Source organism: Paenibacillus sp. MZ03-122A, assembly GCF_024213325.1.
Taxonomy (GTDB): Bacteria; Bacillota; Bacilli; order Paenibacillales; family Paenibacillaceae; genus Paenibacillus; species Paenibacillus polymyxa_B.
On the sequence record NZ_JANAVI010000013.1, the window covers coordinates 29,513 to 56,283 of the forward strand.

At 41.8% G+C, this 26,771-nt stretch carries 21 protein-coding genes; 4 read left to right on the forward strand and 17 right to left on the reverse strand.

What is annotated here, in order from left to right; all coding sequences use genetic code 11:
* The first annotated feature begins 10 nt into the window (after positions 1-10).
* Positions 11-886, forward strand: a complete 876-nt coding sequence (locus NLX74_RS21010; protein WP_061830230.1) for a helix-turn-helix transcriptional regulator — start codon at positions 11-13, stop codon at positions 884-886.
* A 110-nt stretch (positions 887-996) separates the two neighbouring features.
* Positions 997-2,394 (forward strand): phytase, encoded by a 1,398-nt coding sequence (locus NLX74_RS21015; protein WP_254329912.1) that lies wholly within the window; start codon positions 997-999, stop codon positions 2,392-2,394.
* A 101-nt stretch (positions 2,395-2,495) separates the two neighbouring features.
* On the opposite strand, the gene NLX74_RS21020 is transcribed toward NLX74_RS21015, so the two are convergent.
* From NLX74_RS21020 to NLX74_RS21055, 8 genes are all read right to left on the reverse strand, one after another.
* On the reverse strand, positions 2,496-6,245 hold the full coding sequence (locus tag NLX74_RS21020) for an alpha-L-arabinofuranosidase C-terminal domain-containing protein (protein ID WP_254329914.1): 3,750 nt from the start codon (positions 6,243-6,245) through the stop codon (positions 2,496-2,498).
* A 259-nt stretch (positions 6,246-6,504) separates the two neighbouring features.
* A complete protein-coding gene (locus tag NLX74_RS21025; protein ID WP_254329916.1) occupies positions 6,505-7,491 on the reverse strand; it encodes an SPFH domain-containing protein in 987 nt (328 codons plus the stop codon).
* A gap of 141 nt (positions 7,492-7,632) precedes the next feature.
* Positions 7,633-8,427 carry a TPM domain-containing protein gene (locus tag NLX74_RS21030; protein ID WP_254329918.1) on the reverse strand — a complete coding sequence of 265 codons (795 nt, stop codon included), beginning with the start codon at positions 8,425-8,427 and terminating at the stop codon, positions 7,633-7,635.
* Positions 8,424-9,458: a TFIIB-type zinc ribbon-containing protein gene (locus tag NLX74_RS21035; protein ID WP_061830225.1), complete on the reverse strand. Its 1,035-nt coding sequence runs from the start codon at positions 9,456-9,458 to the stop codon at positions 8,424-8,426. The genes NLX74_RS21030 and NLX74_RS21035 overlap by 4 nt, the downstream gene beginning before the upstream one ends.
* Positions 9,459-9,484: 26 nt before the next feature.
* Positions 9,485-10,105 carry a PspA/IM30 family protein gene (locus NLX74_RS21040; protein ID WP_254329919.1) on the reverse strand — a complete coding sequence of 207 codons (621 nt, stop codon included), beginning with the start codon at positions 10,103-10,105 and terminating at the stop codon, positions 9,485-9,487.
* Positions 10,106-10,287: 182 nt separating this feature from the next.
* On the reverse strand, positions 10,288-11,130 hold the full coding sequence (locus tag NLX74_RS21045; protein WP_254329921.1) for an aldo/keto reductase: 843 nt from the start codon (positions 11,128-11,130) through the stop codon (positions 10,288-10,290).
* Positions 11,131-11,407: 277 nt separating this feature from the next.
* Complete coding sequence (locus tag NLX74_RS21050; protein ID WP_254329923.1) at positions 11,408-13,792, reverse strand: phosphoketolase family protein; 2,385 nt, start codon at positions 13,790-13,792, stop codon at positions 11,408-11,410.
* A 294-nt stretch (positions 13,793-14,086) separates the two neighbouring features.
* Positions 14,087-14,809 carry a GntR family transcriptional regulator gene (locus NLX74_RS21055; RefSeq protein ID WP_023986502.1) on the reverse strand — a complete coding sequence of 241 codons (723 nt, stop codon included), beginning with the start codon at positions 14,807-14,809 and terminating at the stop codon, positions 14,087-14,089.
* 354 nt (positions 14,810-15,163) lie between these two features.
* Between NLX74_RS21055 and NLX74_RS21060 the strand changes: the two genes are divergently transcribed.
* Positions 15,164-16,315 carry a glycosyltransferase family 2 protein gene (locus tag NLX74_RS21060; protein ID WP_254329925.1) on the forward strand — a complete coding sequence of 384 codons (1,152 nt, stop codon included), beginning with the start codon at positions 15,164-15,166 and terminating at the stop codon, positions 16,313-16,315.
* A 118-nt stretch (positions 16,316-16,433) separates the two neighbouring features.
* Here NLX74_RS21060 and NLX74_RS21065 read toward each other — a convergent pair whose 3' ends face one another.
* From NLX74_RS21065 to NLX74_RS21085, 5 genes are all read right to left on the reverse strand, one after another.
* Positions 16,434-17,384 (reverse strand): ring-cleaving dioxygenase, encoded by a 951-nt coding sequence (locus tag NLX74_RS21065; RefSeq protein WP_254329927.1) that lies wholly within the window; start codon positions 17,382-17,384, stop codon positions 16,434-16,436.
* A gap of 74 nt (positions 17,385-17,458) precedes the next feature.
* Entirely contained in the window at positions 17,459-17,857 is a 399-nt protein-coding gene (locus NLX74_RS21070) for a DoxX family protein (protein WP_254329928.1), read from the reverse strand.
* Between the two features lie 67 nt (positions 17,858-17,924).
* Positions 17,925-18,152: a DUF896 domain-containing protein gene (locus tag NLX74_RS21075; RefSeq protein ID WP_254329929.1), complete on the reverse strand. Its 228-nt coding sequence runs from the start codon at positions 18,150-18,152 to the stop codon at positions 17,925-17,927.
* A gap of 783 nt (positions 18,153-18,935) precedes the next feature.
* Complete coding sequence (locus NLX74_RS21080; protein WP_254329931.1) at positions 18,936-19,286, reverse strand: Imm3 family immunity protein; 351 nt, start codon at positions 19,284-19,286, stop codon at positions 18,936-18,938.
* Between the two features lie 23 nt (positions 19,287-19,309).
* Positions 19,310-19,651 carry a deaminase domain-containing protein gene (locus NLX74_RS21085; protein ID WP_254329932.1) on the reverse strand — a complete coding sequence of 114 codons (342 nt, stop codon included), beginning with the start codon at positions 19,649-19,651 and terminating at the stop codon, positions 19,310-19,312.
* A 717-nt stretch (positions 19,652-20,368) separates the two neighbouring features.
* On the opposite strand from NLX74_RS21085, the gene NLX74_RS21090 reads away from it, so the two are divergent.
* The gene (locus NLX74_RS21090; protein ID WP_254329934.1) at positions 20,369-22,051 is read left to right on the forward strand and encodes an amidase family protein; all 1,683 of its coding nucleotides are present in this window, start codon (positions 20,369-20,371) and stop codon (positions 22,049-22,051) included.
* A 447-nt stretch (positions 22,052-22,498) separates the two neighbouring features.
* Here the strand turns inward: NLX74_RS21090 and NLX74_RS21095 are convergent, their stop codons facing one another.
* The 4 genes from NLX74_RS21095 to NLX74_RS21110 all read right to left on the reverse strand — a co-directional run bounded on the left by NLX74_RS21095 (position 22,499) and on the right by NLX74_RS21110 (position 26,406).
* Positions 22,499-23,317 (reverse strand): hypothetical protein, encoded by an 819-nt coding sequence (locus NLX74_RS21095; RefSeq protein ID WP_254329935.1) that lies wholly within the window; start codon positions 23,315-23,317, stop codon positions 22,499-22,501.
* Positions 23,318-23,565: 248 nt separating this feature from the next.
* On the reverse strand, positions 23,566-24,009 hold the full coding sequence (locus NLX74_RS21100; protein ID WP_254329997.1) for a GNAT family N-acetyltransferase: 444 nt from the start codon (positions 24,007-24,009) through the stop codon (positions 23,566-23,568).
* 152 nt (positions 24,010-24,161) lie between these two features.
* Positions 24,162-25,367 carry an MFS transporter gene (locus tag NLX74_RS21105; protein ID WP_013368870.1) on the reverse strand — a complete coding sequence of 402 codons (1,206 nt, stop codon included), beginning with the start codon at positions 25,365-25,367 and terminating at the stop codon, positions 24,162-24,164.
* 37 nt (positions 25,368-25,404) lie between these two features.
* Entirely contained in the window at positions 25,405-26,406 is a 1,002-nt protein-coding gene (locus NLX74_RS21110) for a cupin domain-containing protein (RefSeq protein WP_013368869.1), read from the reverse strand.
* Positions 26,407-26,771 lie beyond the last annotated feature (365 nt).

A 26,771-nucleotide genomic window follows, 5' to 3' on the forward strand; every position in this document is an offset into this window, starting at 1 on the left:
GCTGGCTTCCATGAGCAAAACAGACTTTCTATCATTCCTTGTTCCTCCGCTGCCTTATTTCATTGAGGGGAATTTTACTACATATCAAAAAGGGGATTGGCACCCGAATAGGTATAATCTGGGTTATTTTGACGTAATAATCATTAAAGAAGGATTGCTGCACATTGGTGAAGAGGACGAAGTGTGGAAGGTAACTAAAAATTACGCTCTCATTCTTGAACCGGATAAACATCATTTTCCCATTGAGGCATGTACAGAACAAACCTCCTTTTACTGGTTCCATTTTCAAACCAATAGCATGTGGTGCGCACAATCCTCGCCCAATCCTATTATACCCAGCACCCCCATTCCCGAGCTGCACTTTCATTCAGAACATACGACCATTCATTTGCCCAAAATTCAAAAAGTGGTGAATCCACATGAGCTATTTTCGAAATTAGACTATTTACTAGCCTCTACTTTAAAACCTAGAAAACTGGCACTATGGGAGGCCCAACAGACGTTTGCGAGTGTTTTCCAGAGTTTGGAGTATGATCAGAATAATAAAGACAGCTCCTCTAAGTTGGCGGAACAAATCGAAATATACCTAAAACAGAATTACAAAAATACAATCACCAATAAAGATTTGGAGACCCATTTTCACGTACATCAGAACTATCTCGCCAGATGCATGAAGGTCGCTTTCCAGCGCACACCGCTTGAGTATTTAATGGATTATCGCCTGGATCAAGGACGCAGTCTTTTGCTGCAAACCGACTGGTCTGTCCAACAAATTACGGAGGAAACGGGATTCTCCCAAGCAAGCTATTTCTCCAAGTGCTTTAAAGAAAAATTCGGAATGTCTCCAAAGAATTACAGACAACAATACTGGAAACCAGTCCATTGAATGCTTACACCTCCTTTACATTCTCTTTACATTTTCATTGTATCCTTTTGATATTCTCGCTTTATACTGAGTCGGTTATATCATTTTTACTTCGGAAAAGGGGCATACATATGAAGTCAACTAAACTCGCATTATTAGCCATGTTAACGGGGATTCTGGTATCACCAGAACTTACCCATGCGGCAGACATTCAGCCATCCGGGTATGCATCACTACGAACACAGGCAGATAAAATGGGGGCGACAATTACATGGGACAGTGATGACCAGTCTGTTTTGGTCAAACTGAAAAATGGCATTGTCGGGACCTTTACAGTGGGTGAGAAGCAATATCGTCTAGCCGGACTAAGCGGAAAAGCGGACCGGGAAATTAAGATGATGAATGGAAATGTATATCTTCCTACAAAACTTCTTACAGCGCTTGAAGCAGAGAACAGCAAATATGCAGATCCTAAGGACGAAGTCCCTACCTATAAAGTGATCCCTTCTGCTGAAACAGAAGCTGTGGAGGATGGAGAAGATGCAGCCGACGACCCTGCAATCTGGCTCAACCCGGCCGATCCAGAGAAAAGTAGAATTTTAGCAACCAATAAAGGCGGCGGGATTTTAGTCTATGATCTGGAAGGCAAGCAACTGCAAAACATGAAGGTCGGAAAAATGAATAACGTGGATCTTCGTTACGGTTTCACATTGGGCGGCAAAAAAATTGATATCGCAGGCGCAACCAATCGAACCAACAACACGATCGATATCTTTTCCATTGACGGTGCATCAGGAAAGCTGACCAACGTGGTTGGCAAACCTATTAAAGCATCTATGAAAGAAGTGTACGGATTCAGCTTATACCATAGCCTCAAGACAGATAAATTTTACGCGCTCGTGTTGGGCAAAGAGGGTGAATTTGAGCAATATGAGCTGACTGACGACGGAAGCGGCAAAATTGCAGGTAAGCTTGTCCGCCAGTTCAAGCTGAATACGCAATCCGAAGGCATGGTTGCTGATGATGAATATGGTACGATCTACATCGCTGAAGAGGATTACGCTATTTGGAAGTATAGTGCCGAGCCAGACGGTTCAACCGAGCCGCTGCGACGTGTGGATATTGCAGATGGGCGCAGACTTCACGATGATATAGAGGGACTTACATTGTATTACGGTAAAGATGGCAAAGGGTACCTCATGGCCTCCAGCCAAGGAAACAGCAGCTATGCGATCTATGAACGACAAGGAGACAATGCATATATAAGCAACTTCACGATTAGCGCGAGCCCTACCGTTGATGGTACATCTGTCACAGACGGTATTGATGTTCTTGGCTACGGATTAGGCAAAAATTTCCCGCATGGTATCTTCGTTGCACAAGATGACGAAAATCTTCAAAATGGCAAAAAGTTGAATCAGAACTTTAAAATGGTGCCCTGGGAGCGAATCGCTACGGGAGCCCCTACCCCGCTAACGATAGACGATGGCATCAACCCGCGTGAATTGGTAAACAGAAGCACGCAGTAATGCCCTTCGGGGAAATCAACTCAACATTCCGACTCTATTCATAGAAAAAAGAGGTGTTCCAAAAGCCATAAACCGGCTACTTGGGACACCCCTTTTTGTTTTTAAGCGAGAAAAGGTTTAAGATCCAGCACCAGCACATTTACCGAGTTGGCCGGTAAGTCTAAGAGGACAGAATCCGTCTGAAGCGTGATCTGCTGTTCGGTAGGCATTACCTTCTCATCATTCTTCTTGTTCACGTTAGGTACATGAACAAGCGAGGAATCGCCAGTTAGTGTAACCAGCTTAGCGATGGACTCAACACTCAAATCTTGTAGATTCAGCTGTATTACCTTATCCACGTTGTCGGCATTCACCAGCTTCACGTATACATGCTCAGCATCTTGGGTTACCGAGTTGAACACGTCTCTGTTGTAAGCCTCCAGCTTGTAGTCCAGCACCTTGCTGCTTGTCTCGCCGTCGGTGTATGAGCAAATCAGATTACTACCCGTTTCACCGCCGTAGTTCACTGTTATGGTGTAGTCCGTGTTGTCAGCCAACTCTTCATAGCTAGCTGCTCTCAAGTTACCTGCCGCTGTACTGGAAGAGTAGTCACCCAATGTGTAGCCTTCTATGCCCTGCTTGTAAACCTTCACGCCGGTAGCCTTGCCGCCATAGCCGATCGCGTATTCAACGACGTCCTTTTTCTCCGCAGAAATATCGGTGAGACCCGCACCCACATAAAAGCCGTCCGTGCCGGAAATACGGGAAGCGACCACCTCTACCTTGTAATTGCCCCAGCTATCGTTCAAGATGTACAAACCATTCAGACCGCTATCCTGAGCTTTGAGCACAAGCCCCTTGCCTTCCTCCACTGTAGAGCCCACGGAACCGGGAATGACCTGCCAGGCCGAATTCAATCCCTGGGTAAAGTCTTGATCCAGCAGCACACTGCCGTCCTGGTTGGAAGTAACAGTCACACGCTTAATCATAACCTCGGCATTGCCTGTTGCAATTTCAATTCCCCCCTGAGGAATGAGATCCGTTGGCTTGCCGTTTTTGTAAGTAGAGAAAGAAGTGCTCAATACTTTATTCCCCAAATATTTAGCATACATTTGCTGTACATAGTAGTTCGGCGTAAACCACACCGTTTCGTCATCGAACCAGATGCAGTCTGGCGTCCATCTGTAGGTTCCATCTGTCAGCACCTTGTTAAACAGCGGTGCATAGGCAGCCAACCGAACGACATCGGCATTATTTTCGAAGCCCGTCATCACCGCTGCCTCTGCTACAGCGCCTGCTAATGTATTTTTATCGGTTGAGGCGTACTCTCCGACAAAAACCTTTGATGTTGCTTTCCAATTTATACTGCCGTCCGCATTATAAGCTCTGTAGTAGTAGTTATAGCGGTCCACGTTATTCAGCAGGTACTCGTTAGAACGATAATAGTGCTCATCTGCAATGGTGTCCATGTAGTCTTTTTGCTTCTCATACCAGGTAACAGTCTCTTCCGTCACCTGGTTACCATCAGCAAAAGCAACCTTAGCCGAGCCCTTCATATTACCACTCAGGAACTTCCAGCCCTGCTGATAGGCATCGTCGTCCGCTTGAGCGCCAACCGTAGAGATGATATGCAGCTCATAACCCGGATAGTTTTTCTCCATGTACTCATCAATCGATGTCTTGAACACTTCAAAGTTGGCAAAGAACTCTGTGCCCCAGTTCTCGTTACCCACACCCAAATAACGCAGATCGAACGGTGCTTCATGGCCCATTTTTTTACGCATAGCAGCCCATTCATTATGTTCAAAATCCACACTAATCGCAAAGTCGATCAGATCCGTAAAGTTCTTAATATAGTATTCTCTTAATGCGCCACCAGCCGGATGAGCGTAATCGGAACGGGCTTGACAGAGAACGCCACAGGCCATAACCGGAAGCGGAGCTGCATTCAGGTCTTCTGCCAACTGGAAATACTCCATATAACCAAGGCCCATGGTCATCATATAGCCCCATACATTAAAGTTTTCCTTGCGCAGCTCGATATCCCCAATCGATTCCTTCCAATCGTATACGTTTTCCCATATAAATGAACCCTCGGAAATACAACCACCTGGAAACCGCAAAAACTTCGGATGCATGCCAACCAGTGCGTTCACCAAATCTTTTCTCAGTCGGTAGTTAGGATTACCCTGGAAGTTAGCATGTGCCGATGGGGATTGTTCTTCCTCTCCTGCGCCCCATACATCTTGTGGGAATAAAGAAACCATATCAACCGAAATGGCCCCTTTAAATGTAAGCGCCAGCTGCCCGAGAACCGTAGCTGAGCCTGTCAGTACAAGCTTGGAATCGATGCCGTACTTCTTCCACGTGTTGCCGCCTTCCACCTGTATCGTAACCGAATCACTAATAGCCTTTTCATTTGAGTCTTGCAGTTGCAGTGTGATTGTGCCCGCTGAATCGGCCTTCGCCCAGATGGTAAACTCATATTTGGCACCCTCTTGGATGGACATGGCACAATTCTGGTTAGAGTCGGAAAAGCCCTTGTTCCGAATCGTTGCACCATCCGCTACCGTCACATAATAAGAGTTCACTTCTTTGTCTTTTGCGCCTAAAAACTCATTTAATCCACCACTATGTTGTGGAGTCATCTTATCCGTATCACCAGACCAGGCGAACAACGGGTTGCGGTTCCGTCCGGTAGAGCAGCCGCATTCACCGGAAGCATGGGAATACGTATCGAACTCGAAAGATTCGAAGGATCGATTCTGAATGAGTTCTCCATAAATCCCGCCATCTGCTGCGTTATTGATATCTTCATAGAACAAGCCGTACATCACTTCGCTGACATCCACTACTTCCTTATTTCCATGAATGGTCAGCGTGTACGGAGGTAGCTGTTCAGGAAGAACGGATACCTCAAAACTCTCTTCAATCTTACTTAAGCCCTTCGTCAATAGAGCCGTGACGGTAACCCCTTGTGCGGAGGTAATCGCCTGAATCTGGCCATTGTCAGAGAGTATACTAGGCTGGCTGGATTTCCAGGTTACTTCTACTCTTCCGCCCATCAGAACCGTTGGCAGAGTTATGTCCTTGGTTACAATCGTCGTCGGAAAGGACAAATATTTATCTCTGGCAAGCTTCACGATCTCTTCATCTGTCAACGAATCGCACATGACCTCAATGACTTCATCCGCCGTCAGGCCTGCTTTATAAATTCGAAAGTCTGAAACGGAGCCGGCAAAGTCTACATCCACTGCATGCTGGGAGCGACCGATAAAATTATTGCTGTAGTTGGACGAGTCTGTAAACGTTTCGAACCATTTACGTAGCTTGGCATAGTTGCCGCTGGAAGTTTGACTGATGGAACCGTCCGCTACTACCTCACCATTGACATATACCACCGGACCCGCACTGCTTAATGTTCCGCCTTCCGTGCCGATCACAGACAGGGCTATGTGCATCCACTCATCCCTGACAAAACCTCTTCCCGGGTCTACGGACAAATCTACCTCGGTGAAAAGAGTTCCGCGCAGATTCCGTGTCATGAACATATAGGGCCCTGTATGGGCTTTACCAAAGTCAAAGACACGTTCCCACATATCTGTGAATCTGCCGAAGTTGACCCAAGCAGTAACCGTCACACCGGTGTTATCGCTTACATCTTTGAATAGATCGGAAGGAAGCTGGATATACGATGTACCGTTGGGGCCTCCCTCAAGCGTCAAAGCTGCTCTACCGGTAGCATGGGAAATCGTAGGTGTTACTGTGCCTGAAGCAACCCCATCGTTACCTTGCCCTGAGCTATCTTTGCCGACGTTCTCTGCATCATCAAACTTGTAACGTGCAATGATTTGATCTTGGAATTTGGTCATCTTCGTTGCTCCTATACCTATAGTTTATTAATGTAATAACTAATTAGTTAATATAAATGCATACTATATAGTTATAGTACCTTATCCTGAGTACCTTTTTCAATCCAATAAATCGGATTTATGAAGAAAATACTTGAACGAACTACATAAAAAAGCAGCCATCACAGAAGATACTCTGCGACAACTGCCTTTTGGCTTACAGGATTGCTTGACCCAGTCGGAACTTTTCCGAAATAAAGAAGCTTGGTCGTAGCTATGGTTATCCGTTCAATTTTTGTCCACAATTCGGACAGAAGTTAGCTCCTTCGTTTTTTGTACCGCAATTCGGACAAAAATTGGGCTTATTACCGTCTCCAGATGGAGAGGGGGCAGCTGGTGTAGGCTGAGTCTCAGCCGAAGGCTTTGGGTTCAAATTTTTCATCATTTCATTTGCTATATTCATCCCCATCATCATACTCGCCATATCTGAGGCAGCACCACCGCCTTTTACATTACCCGATGCAATTCCGTCCGTCATCGTCACTTGTTGGTACTTTTGCAGATTACCGATCATTTCATGAGAGGCTGTCTTCGTAATCATATCTTGGATTTCTTGAGGATAATTGAAGCTCATCACATGAAAGCCAGTAATCGTCATACCATTGTCCATCACTTGCATATCCAGATCTTCTTGAATACCTTTTGAAATGTCAGAAGCATTCGCCTGCAGATTGAACATGTCCTTTCCTTCTCTGCTGATCCACTTCATCAATAACTGATCCAATACTGAAGTAATGCGTATTTTCACATCCTCAACGAGATAACTGTCCTTCACTCCAGCAATTTTATCGATGAGCGTAACATAATCGTGCACTTTAAAATTAAATGTACCATTGGCACGGATCGGCATACCGCCTGGCAGCTGGGGGGTCGGGATCAGCACTGGATTCTGCGTCCCCCATTTGACAGTAAACTCCTTCGTATTAACGAATAAGACCTCTACCCTCATGCCACTGTTAAAACCAAATTTAAACCCTTTTAATGTCGATAGAAATGGAATAATGTCAGAGTCCATGTTATACGACCCTTCATTCTCAAAAATACCCTCTATTTTGCCGTTATTTACAAAAATCGCATCTTGACCGGAGCGAATGATTAATTTACTGCCTTTTTTAATTTCACGATTACTCCACTTCCAGAAAATCATATCATCTCTAAATTCTTCCCACTCTACAACATTTGCAAATTGATTTCTGAAGAATCCCATACTGTATCCATCCTTTCAGTTCAGGATTTTGCAAAATTCGATTCCAGTCGCTCCAAAGTGCAATATATAGACGAACTAGACCATTTCGATCTATATATTGTTCATTGAAAGTCGCCTATTGGATTTTTGCAAAATCCTCAGTTAAAATGATCCTCTGCTGCCGCTATGCGAATGACCGCCGCTGGTAGTTCCGCCACCACCACCTGAGCTGCTGCTACTGCTGCTCTTTTCAATCTTCCGTTTCGTTGTCGTTGTGTGAAGGTACTGATCTCGATGCTCCAGAACTCCTGAGGCGTGCGCATCCTCGTAGGTTTGCCGATTTACCGTAACCCGACCGCCAGAATTGGAAACCATCTTGCCCACGATCATCGCTGCCAATCCAAGTGCAACCGCCAAATGAAGCCAGCCTTTAAAAAATATACTGTCTGGATTCACCCCTGGACGGATGGCCAAATATTTGTGTGCGCTTAGAATATACTTTTGAAATGCCAGCCCATAGTTGCCGTTCGTCAGATCCGGGCTAATCTCATGGCGTATTTTAGTAAGCCTGTCATCATCCAGATACCGTTCTGCCTTATAAAATCCGGCCAAGTACACCTCTCTATTTCTCATATCCATCGTTAAAATGACCGCGTTCCCATGAGATCTGTCATACCCAGGGCCATGGTCATCATAAAAGTCCTGAGTCATTTTCATAACATCCATATTGTCGGGATTGAGAGTAGTATAAATAATAATGTCCGTTTCTCTTTCCGCTCCGTATTGATTAGCCATAGTGTTCAACACATCATACTCTTCCTGATTGAGCAGACCCGCTTCATCATAAATCAATGGCTTCATTTCTGTCGTTGCTGGTTCGCCCTTCATTTCCATAGGAACTGCCAGAGAAACAGCAAAGAACAACAAGACGGCTACAATGGCTCTATGCTTTTTCAATAGAATTCCCCTCCCATCATCAGCCAAGTGATTAATCTTAATGAGAAGAGAGTAATGCCGAAAATGCCTGCAAACCAAGCTGTTACTTTGAACTTGCTGATCGGAGGCTTACCGACTACCTTGCCCGTCTGTCCGTTCATAGCAAACGTATGCTCCAATTGATTGTAGTCATAGTGTATGACCCATACCGGGAGTAGAACATAATCCGCTTGTTTTAATGTAGTATCAATTTGCTTTTCCGTATAACTCACGGACGTATACTCCGACACCGTAGAATGAATATAAGCATCAATATATTCCTTCACTTTCTCTTTAACTCGCGGGAAGAGCTCTTCTTCGTTATAACTGTACTTCTCCGCAATATAACCTGCTAGATATGGCGTTTTAAAGGGTTTTAGCTGATCGTATGGAAAAGGCTCCAATTTATCCATCAGCTCGTCGTTCATTTTCTCCGCAGCATCAATCGGAACCTTTACATAATTCAAACGGATTTTCCGATATACATCAAAATGCTTCGTTTCCGTATATTCGTAGTCTCCGCTCGTATAGGTTCTCACTTGGGTACCTTCACCTTGAACCTCAATTTTATTATGTAATTCATATAACCAGAAGGGCACATACATCCCGGTTATTCCCTTGATTCGGTCTGCCATCATGAACCGGTTCGGCGTCAGACGGCCGTTCTTGCACCATTTTTTGAAAGCAACTATGGCTTCTTCCTTACTGATCGAAAAAGGAATAACCTGCGCCGGAGCCAGCTTCCCGGTCAGTCGGTCTCCAAGAACCACGGCAGAACCACAAAAGCTGCACACCGTTGCACTCGTCTCCACTTCGGTCATAATCACTGCTCCGCAGTTATTACAATGATACTCATGAGCCTCATCTTCTGAAAAAATACGATTTATCAGAGGATCAGGAATAGATTCAATATTGTCCTCTCTTCCGCAACTATGACAGGATAACATCCCTGTCTCACCGTCAAAGACCATGCCGCTGCCGCAGTTGGGGCATTTGTATTCGATAACCGGCATCTGCTCACCTCTTCATGTAGATACTGTTATTCATCTTCTGTATTCGTACTCTTCTCGTATTGTGCAAATAAAGCATCCAGGTCGTCCTTCGTTCCTACCCGAAGCTCGGCTATAGCCATCGCTTCATCATACGCTCTGTTCACCTGCTCTTCCATAACTTCCAAAGCAGAATTCTTGCTGCCCATAGAGTTCAAGGCTTGCTGTGCTTTGGCAACCGCCATCTTCCCTTTAAGTTCAGCGTGCCGCGCTTCTAGTTGCCCCATATCGGACACCAACTTCTCCTGCATTTGTTTCATATTTACGGCGTTTGTCGAAGCTAAATCATAGGATGTTTGTAATTGTTCCAATTTCTCCGCCTGCAAACCTTTCCTCTCCAGAAACTTTCGAGCTTCCTCTTCATTACCAGCTTCCACAGACTTACTGGCATAATGCTGGAGCTTTTTGATCTCGGCTTTGCATTCATCCAGTGCTCTTTTCGTCCTTCTCTCATCAGCCAACACTGAAGCCGTCTCCGCTTTCACCTTGCCTAGATCACTGTTCAAATTCCGCATATAATCGTCAATGGTCTTCTCCGGATCTCCCACCTTATCCATTAAGGCGTTAACATTCATTTTCATAATATCCCCAAACCTTGACAAAATCCCCATGATGACCTCCTTCGAAAGGACTAGACTCCACCATATCATACATCAATTCCGGTAAAAAATGTTCATCATAGCTCTATATACTGGCCCATGAATCACTTTCGGATGTGTGTCGTTTTATTATAAAAACAAAGGGTCCAAAAACCCGCGACAGATTTTTGAACCCTTCTATTTATTGTTCCTGATTATAGTTCTTCATAGGACTTGGGGTCCTGTCCCCATATCCGTCCATCCTCACTGCTAAATGCCGAAATCATGTTCATTTCCTCTGGAGACAACTCAAAATCAAAAATATCCAGATTCTCCGTTTGGTGTTTTAAAGAAGAGGCCTTAGGGATCGGAATTGCTCCAAGTTGGATATGCCAACGTAAAATTGCTTGTGTAGTGGTTTTACCATGAGCAGCAGCAATTTTCCCAATCTCTTCATTCTCCAGCATACTGTGACCACGCCCCAAGGGGCTCCACGATTCCGTCACAATGCCCTGTTCAGCATCTTTTGCACGCTGATGTTCCTGATTAAACAATGGATGCAATTCAACTTGATTTAAGCTCGGCGCGACACCTGTTTCCCGTATTAAACGTTCATTATGCTCGGGCAGAAAATTGCAGACCCCGATGGAACGAATATAGCCCCTTTTCTTCGCCTCAATCAACGCCTGCCAGGCTTCAACATATCGATCAATTTGGGGATTCGGCCAATGGATCAGATAAAAATCATAATAGTCCAGACCTCCTCTATATAATGACTCTTCGATGGTTACAATGGCTTCTTGATAAGCATGTCGGCGACCTGGTAGTTTGGAGCAAACCAACAATTCTTCTCTGGGCACAGAGCTCTGCTGGACCGCTTTCCCAACAGCACCCTCATTTTCATAGTTGAACGCTGTGTCGATCAGACGGTAACCTGCATCAATCGCGCTGGTAATCGCCCTCACTCCGTCTGCACCCTTCAATCCAGCTGTCCCAAATCCAATGACGGGCACTTTAATGCCATCATTCAATACCTTCTCTGGAATTTGTTGGTTCATATTAACAACCTCCTTTACTATTCTCATATAACATAATACCTCTTCGAAGCTCCGGCAAAATATAGCAATCCATTTCGTTCCTTATATATGTATATACCCACTAGCTCGTAACTTCCCTACCAAGTTCTCTGTGTGCTAAATCAAAAAGCGCCTGATCCCCATTGAAATCATAGTTGAAGTCAAGGGGTCAGGCACTTGTATACCACTACCAAATCATATATTCCACTTCATGCTTGATGGCTTGGTTGTCCAACACAAAGTTGAAGTGTCTGTATTTTTATTTCAAGCCATTCCATACCCAGTTCTCTACCTCTGGCAAGTCAATACCCTCTTCGCGAATGAATTGATGATGTTTCTTAATCGTAGCATCCATTTCATCCACAATGTTGGTGTACTTCCCAGCGTCAGGTAAGTTGAGAACAGCTTCCTTCACTAAGTCAAAACGATCCATTTGATTCAATACACGCATATCAAATGGTGTCGTAATATCGCCATTCTCACGGTAACCATGTACATGCAAGTTATGATTATGACGATCAAAGAACAGATCTTTGATCAGACCTTCGTAACCATGGAAAGCGAACACAACGGGTTTATCCTTTGTGAAAAATTGATCAAACTCGGCGTCGGATAATCCACGCGGGTCTAGTTTTTGACTTCTCAATTTCAGCAAATCTACCACGTTGATGTACCGAATCTTCAAGTCAGGCAGTTTTTCATGCAAAATAGAAATTGCAGCTAAACTTTCAATCGTTGGCTCTGTACCCGCAGAAGCAATGACAAGGTCAGGCTCTCCACCTTGATCTGTACTTGCCCAGTCAATGATCTTCAACCCTTTATCCACCAATTCTTTCGCTTCATCAGCAGTAAACCATTGTGGACGTGGGTGTTTAGACGAAACAACCAAATTGATCTTTTGACGGTCGTTTAAAATGGTGTCGAAAACAGCCAACAAGGAATTGGCATCCGCTGGCAGATACTCCCGAATAAATTCTGGTTTTTTATCAGCCAAATGACCTAACAAACCTGGATCTTGGTGTGTATACCCATTATGATCCTGTTGGAACACTGTTGAAGTTGCTACGACATTCAGTGATGGGATATCTGCACGCCATCCTTGATCCGTTGCTTTACGCAGCCACTTAAAGTGCTGGGTGATCATCGAGTCAACCACACGCAGGAAGGCTTCGTAACTTGCAAAGAAACCATGGCGACCTGTTAATACATAACCTTCCAGCAATCCTTCAGCTTGGTGTTCGGATAATTGAGAATCAATTACACGACCATAGGATGATAAGAATTCATCATTAGGTTCAATAATTTGGTCCATCCATTGGCGTTTGGTTACTTCAAAAACAGGAGCCAAGCGGTTAGACATCGTTTCATCCGGTCCGAAGATTCTGAAATTACGATTTTCTTCATTTAAGACAACCACATCTTTAACGTATTTCCCTAAAACCGACATATCTTGCGCAATCACTTTACCAGGTACGGAATTATCCAGCGTATAGTTACGGAAATCCGGTAATTTCAAGTCTTTAATGAGGTTACCCGCATTCGCAACAGGGTTCATTCCCATGCGTTTATCGCCTGTAGGCAAAATTTCAGCAAGCTCAGAGTTTAAACGACCGTTTTCGTCGAACAATTCCTCTGGTCTATAGCTATTCAGCCATTCTAACAAAGCAGGTGCGTGCTGCATATTTTTTTGATCAACCGGAATTGGAACCTGATGGGCACGGAATGAATTTTCATTCGGCACGTTGTCCCATTCCTTCGGACCCGTCCAGCCTTTAGGTGAACGGAATACAATCATCGGCCAAGCCGGACGAGTAAGGTCATTATTTTCACGCGCATTCTTTTGAATAGCTTCAATCTTCTCGACAGCCGTATCCAATACTTTCGCCATTTCTGGATGCATGTGATCCGGATTTTCACCTTCAACAAAGAACGGCTCCCAACCCAAACCTTTAAAGTATGAGGTCAATTCTTCTTTCGATTGACGAGACATAATCGTTGGGTTACTAATCTTAAAACCATTCAAGTGCAAGATTGGTAGTACTGCACCATCTGTGATGGGGTTGATAAATCGGTTAGAAAACCACGAAGCGGCTAATGGGCCTGTTTCAGCTTCACCATCACCAATAACAACAGCCGAGATCAGATCAGGATTATCCAGAATGGCACCTACACCATGAGAAAGGGAGTAGCCTAATTCTCCACCTTCATGGATAGATCCAGGTGTTTCAGGAGCAGCATGTGAAGCAATACCGCCAGGGAAAGAGAATTGTTTGAACAATTTCTTCATCCCTGAGATATCTTGTGTAATTTGCGGATAGATTTCAGTGTAGCTTCCATCCAGATAAGAATTTGAAACCATAACCTGGCCGCCGTGACCAGGACCTTCAATGTAAAGCATGCTCAAATCATATTTATTAATAACACGATTTAGATGTGCATAAATAAAGTTTTGGCCCGGAATTGTGCCCCAGTGTCCAATAGGCTTAACCTTCACATCTGAATCTTTTAAAGGCTCTCTCAACAAAGGATTATCTTTTAAATACAGCTGACCTACCGAAATGTAGTTCGTTGCACGCCAATATGCATCAAGTTTTTCTAAGTATGTTTTAGATGAATAATCTGCTAACACGGGTGATAACGACATGGTGTCCACTCCCTAAGTAGTTTTGTTTGTAATTTATTTCCGGAAATTTCATCTACATGTACATCATAACGCTACGCTGATTAAATTCAACCTTTTTCACAAGTGATACGGTCCAATTTTGTGAAATTTTGAACATACTATGAAATATAAATTAAAAAGACAGTAAAAAAGCTCTTACATTAAAATATATAGAATTATAAACCAATAAAATTTGCAATAAACGAGGCAATCGCAGACTCCAATTCTTTTTTCAAAACCATAAAAAAAAGACCGGAGAATTCTCCAGTCTTATCATTAGTGAACCGATACAAAGGTGTTAAATTTCAAATATTTGTAATGAAATCGCATATGAGAAAACTCAAATGGCGTACCGTTATCTAAAAAGAACACACCTTCCATAATACCTACAGGCTCATTTTCATTTAAATGTAGCAGCTTTTGATCATTCTCTTGAGACGGTTCTGCAAAAATGGATAAAAAAGATTTGGTGACAGCCAAGTTCCGCGAGTCTTCCAAATAATTAAAAATGGACCCCTCGATAATTGTCTGATTTAAATTCTGGACAATTTTAATGGGGATATAGCCCGTTTCAATCATAAAAGGATCATCATCAAACAGACGTAAGCGAACAATTTTGTAAACAAAATCATGAGTCTCCAAGAACAAATCGCGCTGTAACTCTTCTGTTGGCGGAATGACCTCAAAACTCAATACTTTGATTTTCGGCTTTTTACCATGCATTTGAAAATTATCAGTGACTCCTAGATTAGAGCCTTCGTAGTTAAAGATAGATTCATTTCTTATGTATAATGGATTAATAAATGTCCCGGAACCTTGTTTTTTGAAAATGATTCCGACATTCTCCATTTTAGTCAGAGCACGTTTAATTGAACTACGACTAACCTGGTAAGTCTCACTAAGACTACGTTCATCTGGCAATCTCATATCTGCAAACTTTCCAGCAAAAATTTTCATCTTGAGATCGTCAATAATTTGCTTATAGACAAATTGTGTCATATAGTACTCCTCTTTCAGGTCTTCTATAACTCTATATAGTTTACCATAACTTGCCCATTTCATCTCATGTTTGTTTCTGTATGCTGAGTGGACTTTCAGCGGATAGGAAGCGCCCTCGCTTTTACTTTACATCTCTATGCATAATACCATGATTACACATACATAACACCACTGAACGTGCCTGCAAAACAGCAGAAGATACAGAACCCCCACCTTAATATCGGTAATAAGACCAAGCCTGTTTCGAACCTGGAGGGATGTTTGACTAGACCAGGCTAAAATCCTTGAATACATTGTTATTATTTATCTTGTTCAAGCGTTTTCTAATAAGAATGGTGGGGGGGGGAGATCATATTGGCTATCCGCTACAGCGTCATCATTCCAACCTATAATCGAGCCCAGCAATTGTTGCTCACACTCGCTTCATTTGAGACACAAACCTATCCAAAGCAACTATTCGAAGTCATTGTAGCTGATGACGGTTCTACAGACGGAACGAAAGAAATGGTCGGAGGCTTCAAAGCATCCTATCCTCTTATCTATGTGTCACATCAGGAACAACGCGGTCGATCTGCCGTTCGAAATTTGGGACTGCGCCGTGCAAAAGGGCTGTACATCATCTTCTGCGACGCTGACTTTGTAGTGTTACCGGAATTCATTAGGATCGTGAGCCGTTATCACCGTAAATATCCCAAGTCCGTGCTTTCAGGCATTCCTCACTCGTGGGACGATGCTTTTACCCACTATTACCCTGACTTTTCCCCTGAAGAAAAAGAACAATGTCGCAACATACTTACGCAATCCAACTTATGGAATGCTAACTATGAAGCAGCGAACAAAATTACTCCGATCATAACCCCAGAAGATATCCTTCACCAAACGGGTGCACTGTCTAAAGTAGTTAGTCCCACAAGGGTTCCTCCCAATACGCAGAAACAATTTGCCTCAACGGACGTAGCCCCCTGGATGCTGCTGGTTACTCGTTGTGTAGCCATCAGACGCAGCCACTTGATTCGTATTGGAGGTTTCAATGAACGGTTTGTGCTCTATGGACTCGAGGACTGGGACCTTGGCTATAGACTTCATCGCTTGAAAATCCCTTTTTATTGCATCAAAGAGGTGGTCGGATATCATCAGGAACATCCAACCTATCTTAGAGGTAACGTGTTAAATACGGAAAATCTGAGAATCATGTATGAAACCTACGGATTCAATGACTCTTCGTTAAATTTATTCGCCCTTATCCCTCCATCCGAGGATTTTGAGACCTACAAAAATACATTGCGGGTATTGCGCAGGGGATTCCGCTCTAGGTTAACACGCTCATCAGCACTGTTATTAAGAAGAACACTACGCATTGCAGCCAAACAGTTCTACGATCAAAGCCATACTCATGCATACAAAAAATCATTACACTTGATAAAAAAGAAAGCAGCGAACCGGAAAAGTCGAGTCGCTCATGTGTTACGAGAAATGCTAGTGAAGTCTGAAAAGCTGGTGGAGTAGCAAGAGGCCGGAAGGACACGAAACGCATGAATTTTTCCCGTAATAAAAAGACTCCTCCATCTGAGAGCAGGCCAAACTCGGCAAGCTGTCTTATGGAAGAGTCATATGCAACTTTTTCTTACTTTTGTTTTTCCGTTAATGTTCTCACTTTAATAGGATGCAGATTCGCCTCGATTTGAGCCCGCTGCGGTTCATACCACTCTGGCAGCATTAATTCCTGTCCCAAAGATTCAGTAGGTTCATCGTTAGCAAATCCCGGTGGATCTGTAGCAATTTCAAATAGGATACCGCCTGCTTCTCTGAAATATATCGCATTAAAATATTGGCGGTCTATAATGGGAGTCGGCTGATATCCATAATGCTGGACTGCGCTTCTCCATTCTTCATGTTGTTCAAAATCTTTTGCACGCCACGCAATGTGATGTACCGTGCCTGCTCCACCAAAGCCTAAACCCATTTTGGCGAGCGGAACATCTACGATGTTGCCGATTTCTCCTACGGACTGATAACGGGCATATTCGGCGTCTTCAGCGATTTTCGTAAATCCGAGTATGCTCTCCAATGCATCCATCGTTCTCTGTGGATTGACGCTAAATAGCACAGCACCTCCAAACCCCTTAATTGCTTTATCAGCCGAAATACCACCGTAAGACCAAGTACTGTTCGCTCCTTCCTCACGTTCGACAAGCTCAAGTCGTAAGCCCTCATTATCCTCAAATTGAAGATATTGTTCAGAAAAACGGCTCGTTTTCGTAACTTGAATATCAAAGCTTTCCAAACGATGCTGCCAAAAATCAAGTGAACCTGGGGGTACTACATACGAGGTTATGCCCACCTGGCCACCTCCGATTCGCCCTTTGGGAGTTCCTGGTGCAGGAAAAAAAGTAATGATCGTTCCAGGACTTCCTGCCTCGCTACCAAAGTATAAGTGGTAGACCTCAGGAGCATCGAAGTTGATTGTTTTCTTCACTAACCGAAGTCCCAGGACGCCGGCATAGAAGTCGACATTTTCCTGCGGATTACCGGCAAAAGCTGTAATATGATGGATACCTGTAGTTTGAAGTGACATATGAAACCCTCCTTTAATCGTAGAAACCTTTATTTTTTATTGTTGATGACTTTTAATGACCTACACATCATGTTTTATCTAAGTAATGCATCGATGGAATATGAACCTGCCCCTGTCAACGCAATACCAATTACGACTGCAATAAGAACTAGCGGATATTCATAGCCGTTAGCCGTTGCCCAGATCCCGTTTGGGCCATGTACTTTGAAAATTGCTCCGAGCATAGTCACCGTAATCAACAATGCAGCCAGTGGAGTGAGTAGTCCTACAGCAAATAGAGCTCCTCCCAACAATTCCATCAACCCAGCAGACACTGCCATGAATACTCCAGGCTTAATGCCGATCGATTCCATCCAACCGCCCGTACCTTTTGGACCATAGCCACCAAACCAGCCAAAAAGTTTCTGTGCTCCGTGCCCCACCAATAACAATCCAACCACCAAACGTACCAGTAACAATCCACTTGCCAACATAAAAATCACCCTCCACATTATATTTATTTAAAGATTATTAAATTAGAGATATTAGATAAAATTAAATTCATTGTTTAGCGACTCGGGCCTGTTCTTTTCTAAGTTTTTCAGGCGTAACATCATCTCCATTCGGATCATAAATCGTAGCATTCAAGAGAATGCTCTGTACAGAACCCCTAAAGATTTGAAGGTATTCTTTGCGAAGATCCGTTTGTTCCGTTTTTTCAATTTCAGTTAAGCCAACTTCTTTTGCTTTTTTTGCAAGCTGATTAATTCTTTCTAAAATGGTGATCATGTATATACCTCCCTATTCATAATTCGCTGTTCGCTGTTGTTTTATCTTTAATTCATTTATCTTGATATAAAGATATAACAATTTCTTATCCGTGTCAATACTTTTCGAAAGAAAAGAAGATGAACGCTTGAGTTGCTTTTAAAGGTGAAAGAAAAAACAGCCGGAACACTTAGAAATATCTTTAAGCTACAAGTTGTGTAAAACCTCTTCAACTCAATTAATAAAGCCATAATAAAAAGCCACCAACCAGAATCACTGGCTGATGGCTTTCTTGTCTTACTCAAATGGAGGCGAACCGTGGCACGGTAAATCCACAATTCGGCGGGTGATGATGTTGAGATTATTTGGGGATGCAGCTTAGTAATAAGGTTTTAAATATCAGTACTGTCGGTACTTGAGAAGAATACGTTTCCCTTTTCTGACAAACTGATTACTCTCTCACCAATATAAGCCACAAATCTTTCTGAGTCTTTCCATTTATAAGCATATCCTCTAGGGTCAGGAGTATTCTACAGTTGCGTAGCATTTTGAAAAACCTGTGAGAAAACGAAGATAACAAAAAACAGGTCAATCATGGTGGTATCTGACCATAATCAACCTGTTTGTCGTAACGGTATTACGTTATTTAGGTGTACTTATTCAAGACTTTATGTGCGTACATCTCATTTCACGAAAAATATTGTATAGGTAGAACAAGGGTTATGTTTGCAATCATGAGGTGAAGTGATTCATTCGGCACTGGGTAGCCCCACAACAATTCCCCAAATCAAGAAAAAACACTAGTCAACTAATAACCTCAACAATATGAAACTTTGCTTCTACTGATTTGACACGCTTACTTAAGTCTTTAGCATCATCAAAACCTAACTCGCTGACGAATTTATCTATATCAAACTCCCTAGTAATGCTTTTCACTTCATCATAGATTCGTTGAGATAGTACCCCTTTTTCAATCTGCAAAAAAGCTAAGGTAATATAAAATATAATCTTCTCGGTTTCCCCCTCCTCAATTACATTGGCAAACTCATATAAGCATCGACCCCCTGCTTGAAGAGCGTTTAGTCCATCGCTTATAGAATTAGAGAAGACCTCGTTGACATATTCGCTTAGTTCGTTATAATCCCATTCTTGCATACAGTCCCCCCTTCCCTTTCTTCCTATTTTACTACCTTTCCGTCGTTTGTAAGAACATTTACTGTAATGTTTGGATACTCTCTTCTAAAGTCCATAATTACATCAGTACAACTCTGGCATGTAAGACGCTCAGTAAATAGATTAATTGTCCCCTTGGGAATATCGCTATAGGCTTGTACGGAAGCTTGATTGACTCCCTTTACATAGTTGATGAAGTCATGTACGGATTGTACTTCTCCATACCCTCTGGCACTCGTCCATACCTTACCAAGAAAATCCATCATCGCATGCCGTTCACGGGCCCTCTGTTCCTCCGTGTGCGCATGTAAGGTTTGAGCAGCAACCTTGGCCGTCTTCCCCAACACCACTCCCCAACCATGGGAAGGTACGCTGGAATCATGGACAAACCGGCTACCGCATATTTAACTATGGATGACGGTCCAAAGGAAGCGACCTCGGAACGAATCGAAGCTATTTTTTGACTTGCTGCCTTCGGAATGGCCCCCAATACAGGAATAGACGCAGCTACATCACATACTTTCTGGGCTAATCCCAATAAACCATCCAGTAGACTACTTCGGTGAGCTAGGAGTGTTTACAGCTGACTTAACGACTCCCCTATCTTTCGATGTAACGCTTGAATTGGAGCTTCCCCCTGTACTGCTGCTTGCTGCACTTTTCGCCGCCGGTGTCTAGTCCAACCATCCAACAATTACTTTTTTCCCTTATAATACAAAATATATATATTATGGTAGATATATTGATCTTCTCAATCTTGAGATCCACCGTCATTAGCCGGCCTCTATTAGAATTAGCTCGTTTGGCGAACTTAGGTAACACATATTTGCCGGCATCAATAATGAATTCTTGGCCGGTTATAGGCGCATTCGATCATGTCATATTTCATATCATAATAAATAGTATAAAATCACATTTATGCATAAAAGAGTATGATTATAGATTTTATCTTCAAGTTAAATCCCATTATCCTGATATATAAATTTTTAATATTGATTATTTAAGTAATTTGATTTAATCTATGGTATATAATATGACAAGAACATCATCAAGGAGGTCTTAACATGAGGAAAACATGGACAAGGCTAGTACTATCGATCTCAATAATGGTAGGTTCGATGATCGTGGTCAGCTTAAGTGCAACCGATTCTGCTCTTGCAGAAACAGCGACACCAGTTGCGCAAGAGAGGGAGGTACATACGTTCGACCCGTTTGAGAAAAGTATTGAGGAAATTCAGGATGCATTGAATAGCGGTCAAACCACTTCCGAACAATTAGTTCAATATTATCTGAATCGAATTGAAGATTATGACAAAGCAGGGCCAAAAATAAATGCGGTCATTACAATAAACTCTAAAGCCGTTGAATTGGCCAAGGAGCTGGATAAGGAACGCAAGTTGAAAGGCCCTAGAAGCGAGCTTCACGGAATCCCAATCGTCGTTAAGGATAATTATAATGTGGTGGGCATGCCGACTACGGCCGGCTCTGTTGCCCTGAAAAACGCATATCCTTCTAAAAATTCTTTTGTGGTCCAGAAATTGATTGATGCCGGAGCTATCGTGATTGCCAAGACGAATATGTCCGAATTTGCTGCTTCCTACGGCAGACTTGGCTATAGTTCCCTCGGGGGGCTGACGTTGAACCCGTACAATCTTAATCGCGACGCATCGGGCTCCAGCAGCGGTTCCGCCGCCGCTGTCGCTTCCAACTTTGCTGTTTTCGGGCTCGGTACGGATACTTCAGGTTCAGTTCGCGGACCGGCGAACGTCACCGGGCTCGTCGGAATTCGACCTACGCTTGGTCTAACCAGCCGCAGCGGAGTCATCCCTTCTTCTCTGACGTTTGACACAACCGGACCAATGGCACGGAGTGTCAAGGATGCAGCTATCGCGCTCAGTTATATGGCCGGTACGGACAAGAATGATTATTCAACAAGAATGTCGGATAAACTCGCTGAGCCGGATTATAGTAAAGCACTCAGTACCGATGCACTTAAAACCGCTCGTATCGGTATTGCGGGTGACTTCTTTGGCGAAAACAGTGAGGTTGACGCGATAACCAATCGGGCTATAGCTGCTATGAAGGAACAAGGTGCTCAATTCGTACAGGTATCGTTCACGGACAAGACGCAGTATTTGTGGACGCCGATTCTTGGACCAATCGGCGATGCTGACTTCAAGGTTCAGTTAGAGAAATATCTCACCCTCCTCCGACAAGATCAACCAAAAACTTTAGAGGAGATTATTCAGATCAGTGAATCACCGGAGGTCCTTAACTCGGCTACACCTGTCAATCCTGCGCGCCTTGAAGGAATGAAAGACGCAATCAAGGCGGTAAGCCAGAAAGAATCGGCAAGCTATAAATCGATCATAAGCAAAGATATTCCGGCTGCAAGAGCAGAGGTACAAAAGCTGATGAAGGTTAACAATTTGGATGCGATTGTATTTCCTACGATGTCCTGCCCTGCCTCTCCTCGTTTCGATATCCAGGATCCGACCTACGCATGCGACGCATTTGATACTTACGCCGCAGGGTATGTTGCTTCTGCAACAGGCTATCCTGAGATTACCGTTCCAGCTGGCGTATCGGAGGCTAAGGTGCCTGTAGGCATTTCCTTCTTGGGAACGGCTTACAGCGAACAGTCTTTATTAAATCTTGCCTATTCCTTTGAGCAAGCGACTAAGGCAAGAACCATACCTGATAATACACCTCGTCTCACCACTTCTTCTTTAGTGACGACGCCATAATCTTATTAACTGCTCTTAATGCTCAAGAACAAACGGACCCTGCTTGGTTATCTATTTTGTCTTCACTTTATCGTTCAAAATAAAAACCTGCCGGAAGGCAGGTCTTTAGGCTGTCGAGAAAGTCTCGACAGCCATCTTTATGTCCAAATCATTTAACACGACACCGCACTAGAATAACCGCGCTCTTTAGGAAAGTATTCATACTCTTTGAACCTCAAAAAGCGACGGCACTGACAAAAGCGTCATTTAACGCCAATGTTGGTACCGTCACTTTTTTCTTTTGCTGATTTAAATAGCAGTCTAACATTCAAAATATATACTACAAAACAAATAATTAACAAATTCCTTATCCATTAGTCAGCTTAAAACCCTCCAATCGTTTCTTGAAGTTGTACTATTGGATCATGACTATAATTTTGTATAGGTACAGTCAACATAAACAAAAAGCTAGTTGCGATGACGAGTAGAACCGATCTTTTTAGCATTACCCAACCACACCTCTTCAATAAATTTGAAATACTCTTCTTTAGTCTCAGGAACCGCTTGAGCCCAGAAATGGGAAAACAATCCTATACAATTTATAAGATATGCCTCATTCTTTAGTATATTCGCTTTTGTTAAAGCATTCATCAAATATTTAAAACCATCACTGTACATTCCTTGATTCAAGTAGTAGTAAGCTAGTTCATACTCCAAACGCGCTAACTGTTCTGGAACAACCTGCTGAGCATACATACCAGTAGAAGTCGATTGATGCATGAAAGAATCAATTTTCGTTTTAAACCGCTGAAGTATATCATCCACTTTAATCCCATGCTGGTTAGCTACGATCATAATGTTCATTAGCTTGGCAATCAGTTCTCTTTCTGATTCATTTGACGAAGTATTTACGTACTCCACATATTCTTGAAGTACGCTAGTATCCCCTGACAAAAGCTTGTAAACATACATGTTCCCTTGTGCCCAATGTTGGAATAAGCTGACCCAGTGTCGAGTTTCCGCATCTGTTTCCTTGACCCAGCCTAAATCCGTGTAAGCATATGTATATTGCAATGCCCGTTCATAATCTTCTCGGGCTTCACAGGAAGCTGCACACAACAGATCCGCATAGGCGATATATCCAAATAGTAGGTTCCTTGTCTTCTTTATAGGCTCTCTATGATTTCGTTTCTCCTCATGACTGAGTGCGTATTGAATTTCCGCTTTTATCTTCATTTTTTTAGCGTTTTCCTCAACCTTATCCCACCCACGTAAAGAACGATACACATTCGCTAATGGCTGCTGCCCGATCCAACTGGTCAACTGAAAGCGTACGGTTCCCTTTGATAAAAAGATAACCAGATGATTCTTAGTGATATAGCCAGAAAGGCACATATGAATCCAGGTACCATGAGTAGCATTACAAAAAAAGACGGTACCAGCGAAAGCATCATTCGATGCGAAGTCCGTACCATCTCTAATTTATGAATACTACACAAGACAATTTTAAATAATTCAAATTGTCCTTGTAATATTCATAATATGCATTTCTCAAATAGGATTTCATCACGAATTGGAATACCATTATCTGATATTTTTGGGATTTCAGGTTTTATAATCCTTGCTTTTTCAACAGAGTTTGGAAAAATTTTCGCAATTTGATAACCCTTTTTTTGATAAAATAAAAAAGCATGCAGGTTATCGTTAGTTGTTACTATTTTTAGTTTGCAACATCCGCTTTTTTTTGATACTGCTTCTACCTGATTCAATAACGCAGTACCAATCCCTTTATTTTCATCTTTGCTATCTAAAGAAATGATTTCACATTCATTATCGCTTATAACATAAGTGATTAATCCCATAATCTTTTCTTTATGATCTAAGATAGCAAATCCATCTAACTCATCACATTGATAGATCCCGCTAGAAATCACCATTTGAGGAGTTCCCCAATTACAAATAAAAAAGTTGGTTATCATTTTTTTATCAAATTCTTTTATATTAATTATCCGCAAGATTTCCCCTCCATTTTATGACTTTATAAATTGTCATTTTCATCAAAGTATTATGTCTAAAATAGGCTACTGGAATGTCAGTAGCCTGATTTTATTTCCTCTGAAATTGTTATATTTTATGATTTAAAAGTCATATTATCTCGTTTTTCTGAGTAATTTATATCCGTATTTTGAGCTGTATTGTAATATAATAAAATAGATGGTATTAGGAATATGGCTGCAACAATAAATGTTGCAATTATTCCAAATTTAACTGCTATTAGCCCAAAGATAATTCCGGATAAAATTTCACCAGCTGCACCCGTAACCGAATTAACAGAAAATAATGTGGCTTTATAGGAATCAGGAAAAAATTTATTTAAGTAGCCATTAACTATTGGATTACGTATATCCTCCACTGATAATAAAAAAGAGATAGCAACTAGACCAATAGCTTTTAAACCAAATGCTGTACTAAAGATCATAAGAATACTAATAGATTCAACCATTATTAGAGATAATAGGGTGTTTTTTTCAATTATTTTATGAGCTTTAGCTGTGAAATGCAATAGAATAAAAGCTAGTACGCCTGCGATTGCCATTACGTATCCAAGAAATTCTTTTGAATTACCGATTTGTATTAAGTAGGGCTGCCAATATCGCATTATAACATCATAACTTAAAGCTGCAAAAAAGCCAGCCAGTACGACATTCAAAATGCGTCGATGTTTAAATACTATTTGAAAACTTTTTCCTGTTATTTCGATAAACGATTCCTTAGGAGTGTTTTTTTTCTGATTCTTTATAATCTGCTGATCTGATTTTAAATAAATCAAAATAATAGCAAGCATAATTGCGTATATTAAGGCAACAAATATAAATGGCAACATGGAATTAAACTTATAAATGTGCCCAGATAATAAGCTGGTTAGTATAATACTTGCTATGAGTACTTGGGCATTCCTCATCAGTCTTTTACTAAATTCTTCCTTAGGAGTTACTTGGCTCATCCATGTCTCAAAAGCACCCGAAATAAGGGCTTCAGCTAGTGCCCATATTATCATTGCTATAACACAAACCCATGTTATTCCAATAAAAGGAAATATCAACCATGTGGCCATTGAGAAAATATAAGATAGCATTATGGATCGACGAACACCATTATTATCAGCAAAAGTCCCCGTTGGAATTTCAAACAATAATCTGGCTACCTCGAAAACTGTCCCTAATATACCGATTGCTAATAAATCAAATCCTTGATCGTTTAAATGTATAATCCAAATTGGTGAAAAGAAACCAATTGCTAATCCACGAAGTGCAGATAATATGCTAAATATGTTCATAGGTTCTCCCAATAAATTTTTTGTTAGAAACAACTGATCATAATTCTCTGGTAGCTAACAATTGTCGGAACACAGCTTGAGTAACATGATATATATCAAACTCTTCAGTATGTCTTTTAAAAATATCTTCTGCACTAATAGATGAAAAGCCCGGAAGCACTTGATTTAATTCTTGATTTAGCTTACTTTTTAGACTTTCTTGTTCTTCTGGTGAAAGTAGATTTATATCACATGCAAGTTCACGCCAAGTATCATGTTGAGTTAGGCGTGAGCGAATTTCAGCAAGGAGCAATTCAAGCCAAGCTGGATGTGAAAATGTTATATTAAGAGATAGAGTCTCTTCAGTTGAACTGGTGGAATGCCAAATACCTCTTGGGAGATAAAGAAATGATCCGGGCAAAAGGTTAACTATATCCGCTCCCGGTAAATCTGTTTGTGGATGCTCTCCCTTCCAATAAGTTGCTAGTTCATCTGGTATGTAAGGCTTTTCCGCAAGGTCATAATGCTGAATAGGGTTCGTCACATTTTCGTTAGCGAGTAGTTTCCATGTTTTGGTCCCTTGAAGGTGAAATATGAAATTTGTATACGCATCGAAGTGAGCTTTAAATCCTCCTCCATTTTTGGCTGCGTAAACAATTGCTTTTATACCAGAACCACTTGGTAAACTAAGCTCCTTACGTAAACTATCCATCCAACTATGTAGTTGAGGAAGAAACATGTCTGAAAAATCAAATTCAAGTGCTGCTCCTCTTTCATACCAATCTTTTGCCTCCTCGGTACTTACCAAGAACCGATCTGCAATCCCTCCTGTTTCTTCTATCACTGCATTTCCCACTACCATCACAGGACCTTTATACAAATCGATAATATTATCCAGTGATTGGACATTACTTATCCCAGGGAGTTGGTGGAATCGTTCAACATTCCCATGGATAACAAGATGTTTGCTTGGAGCCCAATGTTCTCTTATAAAAATATCAGAACTAAAAGGATTTAACACTTTTGATAAAACAGTATCTTTTTTATCAATTGTACTCATTTCTTAAGCCTCCCCAAATTATGGATAGTTTACAGAGACAAATATACTTCCTAAAATTAGAATAGTCAATAAAGTAATTTATTACCTTTATAATTCTATTTTTTTGAAACTAATAAATTTAACGGAAATTTTCAGATCGAAAAAACTATATATTGACAAAAAAATCATTGTATATGATAATAATCACCAGTATAAGGAAAAATTAAAGCTGAAAATGACATATATTCAAAAAAATAAAAATGAATTCTATCGTTATAATGTTTTCCACTTACTAAAAAAGGTAAAATAGAAGAAGATAAAAGCAATAATACATTATTATAAATGTATATATTAGAATAAATTGCAAAATCTAGTTTATAATTACC